Source organism: Desulfotomaculum sp. (genome assembly GCA_003513005.1).
Lineage (GTDB): Bacteria > Bacillota > Desulfotomaculia > Desulfotomaculales > Nap2-2B > 46-80.
Map to the genome: position 1 here is coordinate 1 of DOTD01000098.1, position 3,299 is coordinate 3,299.

Here is a 3,299-nt window from a genome sequence, read left to right on the forward strand (position 1 = left end):
CCGTCATTTTTGTCCTTCTCGCCCCTCTATTCATCTTGGAGGTGCGACAGCACTTTAAAAAAAAAACGGAGACCCGATCCTGACGCTGCCCCAGGCCCAGAAACTGATCATTGCCGGCCTATCCGGCAATGAGAAGCTGATCCGAAAGACCTTGAGGGACGTTAACTACCACATGAAACGCAACATGGTCGCCTACCTCTCGCACCGAAAGAGGAATCTCCAAATATTGGGCGAAGTCGCTATTTAATGCTGTCAAAGAGCTTTAATACTCATCGCTGTAGTAACAATACGTCATGCACGTCAATACCCTATTGAACAAGAAAATTAATCTTATCTTTCCCTTTCACGCTTGCGTATGGGGCTATTGAAGAGATTTACCCACTGTCCTTCTGATGATGGAATGGGCTTCTTCCGAAGTGTTGGCGGCAAACAATTCTTCCATGAGACCGTCCAGAAGCTCCAGGCTGGGCGCCTGTTGAATTATTTTCCTTACTTCGCCGGCGTCAGCGCTAAATTTGCGCGCCATAAATTTGCAGATGTCTTCGATCTTCCCTTCGATCTTCCCTTCGATTTTCCCTTCGATCTTCCCCTTTTCGTGCCAACTGGTGGTAATCTGCATGATTAAATCAGCCTCCTTCTGGTTTATTCTGCCCAGTTCATGTGATAATTGTTCTTCTTCCTGACGGTTTAGTTTGAGGTAGGTTTCAAAAAAACCTGTAATAAGCTCCATCCGCGCGGGATCAAGTTTTAATCTGGTCAACAGGCGCAAAAACTCCAGCTTTACCTGCGCCTTCTCTTCTCCAGCAAAGCCCATTTTACTTAAAAGAGCCGCCGCTACGGGGTTGTCACGGTGGACGTAATCCCGCCAGGAAAGCTTTTTTAGATCCAGTTTATAGAAGCGAAAGAGCAGCACGTCTAAAAAAGAGAAACTCTGGGCAAATTTATCCGGTTCATCGCGCGCCTGTTCGTAGCTAAAAACGGCGATTGGCAGGATCTTGCGCCGGTATTTTTCGTAAAACCGGGAAAAATAGATAAACATTCTTTCGTTGAAATCTTTCTGGACATACGCCTGAGGTTCCACGTGGACCAAAATCAGTCCCGGTTCCGTTTTAAGCCTGGTTTCTACGATGATGTCCGCCTCGTGCCTTTCCCCGGCGGTAACGTCGGTAAAAACCTCCTGCCGGAGGAATTTTAGATGCGTAAAGTCAATGGCGCCGTAAGCGTCAGGGAAGAAAAGCTCCATAAATTCGGCAAAAAATGTCTCCAGCAATTCTTTAAACAGACGGTCGTGGTCAATTTGGCTTGGATTCACCGATCATTGCTCCTGTTTAGTTTATTAATTCCAGTTTATACTGGAAACGGAAGGCTGGCAACCCTTTTTTAGTCACGGTCATTCACCCCTTTTTGTCCCCTGCCACAAAATTCAAGCAGGAATTTCCATTTAAATACTTCCAGGCTGGGGCTTCCATAGGCTATGGAAAACAATATGTTGGCGTCCAGAAACAACCGGTTCATTAAATATTACCGGATCTTTCATGAGGTATATTTTCCGGATCCAAACCAAGCTTTTTTACCTCGGATACTGCCCACGCATAGTCTTCTGCAGTTAAGGCATTATTTAATAAAAATTGCGCCTTTCTTTCCGGTGTGTAAATTTCAACCGACAGGGCCACCGCCGGACGCAGGAGAATGCCTTCCGGCCGCGGTTCCGCGATCAACAGAGCCCCTTCTTCCAGACTGTATTCCCTGCGCAAACCGGCAGGAATAACTACCGCTCCCCTTTTCCCAACCTTTATTGTTTCAGCATTCACGAAACAATCACCTCTGAATATCAGTATATCTTATTATCTGATATTTGTCAACGACAAGAATATAAAGAGCCAGTTGAGCAAGGGACACCGCAATACCTACCAACGGCAACTGCTTTTCCCTGACGGTTTCAGCAGTAAATTCCAGAGCTTCTTTTATATCTTTTGCCTCTAAATCTGGATATTCTTTGAGAATTTCCCCCATTGGCGCCGGTGAGCAGACAAGAGATTTTGTGAAGGTTTAAAAATCAACTGTCGATATTTTAAAATATAATTCCCCATTTTCATCAGTTTCGACAATATCTCCCTTTAAACCCCCGCCAATTGCCATAAATTACCTTGACACAGTTCCTGTACCGGGTTAGAATATGTTCGTAAGGCGAACACGTGTTCGGAAGGAGGTGTTATAAATGGCTGTTAATAAAGTATCCGGCGGTACTGTGCTTAGTCTTGAAGTGCAGACCGGCATCGACGCCCAGGGAAACCCGGTCTACCGCAGCAGAAATTACAAAAGCATCGACCCAAGCGCCGCAGACCAGGACCTGTACGACATTGCCCAGGCGATTGCCGGCCTGCAGTCGTATACCTTAAGCAAAATAAGCCGCGTTGACAATGCCCAGCTCGTAGAGGCCTAACCCGCAGGAGGCCCGGCATGATCAAAAATCACTGAAAGGAGGTGTAAAAATGGCCCAGGTTACCACCAAAACCCTCAGGATGGTCTTCAAAAACGAAAACGGCTCCAACTTCACGCTCACGGTTGACAACCCCCGCGATAACATAACCGCCCAGGAAATCCAGGCAGCTATGGATACGGTAATAACTAAAAACATCTTTACAACAACCGGCGGACAGTTAGTATCGAAGCAGGACATCAAGATTGTGGACAGAACAACCAACGACATCTACGACCCGCAGTAAACCTTCCTATTCATAAAAAGCTGTATGGGGAAGGAAACATGCGACAGAGCGGTTTCCTTCCTCCATTAAGCTTTCCCTCTTCAATCCTTCCTGATAAAAAACCTTCTTAAAGGAGGCGCCGCCGGTGGAAACTATTTTACAGGCAATCGGTAACGTAGGTTTCCCTATTGTTGTGACCGCTTATCTTTTGGTCAGAATCGAAAATAAGCTGGAGGGACTGGCTGACAGTATTACCAGCCTGGCCAACATTATTGACAAAAAAGAAAATCCATGTCATTCCGATGATTACAGCTGACCAAAGGATTGTTTTAAGTATATTTTGATCATATCGTTTCAATTGCATAGTCTAACACTATACCATATGATTGTTACTAACAAGTCTTACCCGGGAACTGTACCGATCCCTTTTTCCTTAACACCGCCAATATTATGAATGGGGAAGGGAAAACATGCGGACAAGGACTGGATTACCCTGTTCGGCGTCGAACCCTATTTTGCCGAAACCTTTGTGGATATGGATAAATAACGGGGCGCCTGCTACTTTAGCCGCCAACTGGCGCTACCTTTAGCGAG

At 45.9% G+C, this 3,299-nt stretch carries 6 protein-coding genes; 3 read left to right on the top strand and 3 right to left on the bottom strand.

Annotation, left to right across the window (positions count from 1 at the left end):
* Positions 1-361: 361 nt before the first annotated feature.
* The 3 genes from DEH07_12390 to DEH07_12400 all read right to left on the bottom strand — a co-directional run bounded on the left by DEH07_12390 (position 362) and on the right by DEH07_12400 (position 2,013).
* A complete protein-coding gene (locus tag DEH07_12390; protein HBY05275.1) occupies positions 362-1,312 on the bottom strand; it encodes a transposase in 951 nt (316 codons plus the stop codon).
* Between the two features lie 202 nt (positions 1,313-1,514).
* Complete coding sequence (locus tag DEH07_12395) at positions 1,515-1,811, bottom strand: AbrB family transcriptional regulator (protein ID HBY05276.1); 297 nt, start codon at positions 1,809-1,811, stop codon at positions 1,515-1,517.
* Between the two features lie 7 nt (positions 1,812-1,818).
* A complete protein-coding gene (locus tag DEH07_12400; protein ID HBY05277.1) occupies positions 1,819-2,013 on the bottom strand; it encodes a hypothetical protein in 195 nt (64 codons plus the stop codon).
* 205 nt (positions 2,014-2,218) lie between these two features.
* On the opposite strand from DEH07_12400, the gene DEH07_12405 reads away from it, so the two are divergent.
* From DEH07_12405 to DEH07_12415, 3 genes are all read left to right on the top strand, one after another.
* Positions 2,219-2,443 carry a hypothetical protein gene (locus DEH07_12405; protein ID HBY05278.1) on the top strand — a complete coding sequence of 75 codons (225 nt, stop codon included), beginning with the start codon at positions 2,219-2,221 and terminating at the stop codon, positions 2,441-2,443.
* 49 nt (positions 2,444-2,492) lie between these two features.
* Positions 2,493-2,726, top strand: a complete 234-nt coding sequence (locus DEH07_12410; protein ID HBY05279.1) for a DUF2922 domain-containing protein — start codon at positions 2,493-2,495, stop codon at positions 2,724-2,726.
* A 124-nt stretch (positions 2,727-2,850) separates the two neighbouring features.
* The gene (locus DEH07_12415; protein ID HBY05280.1) at positions 2,851-3,021 is read left to right on the top strand and encodes a YvrJ family protein; all 171 of its coding nucleotides are present in this window, start codon (positions 2,851-2,853) and stop codon (positions 3,019-3,021) included.
* Positions 3,022-3,299 lie beyond the last annotated feature (278 nt).

Excerpts from the sequence above, each read along its gene's own strand:
- DEH07_12400 (HBY05277.1), bottom strand. The coding sequence starts at position 2,013 with ATGGGGGAAATTCTCAAAGAATATCCAGATTTAGAGGCAAAAGATATA.
- DEH07_12405 (HBY05278.1), top strand. The coding sequence starts at position 2,219 with ATGGCTGTTAATAAAGTATCCGGCGGTACTGTGCTTAGTCTTGAAGTG.
- DEH07_12410 (HBY05279.1), top strand. The coding sequence starts at position 2,493 with ATGGCCCAGGTTACCACCAAAACCCTCAGGATGGTCTTCAAAAACGAA.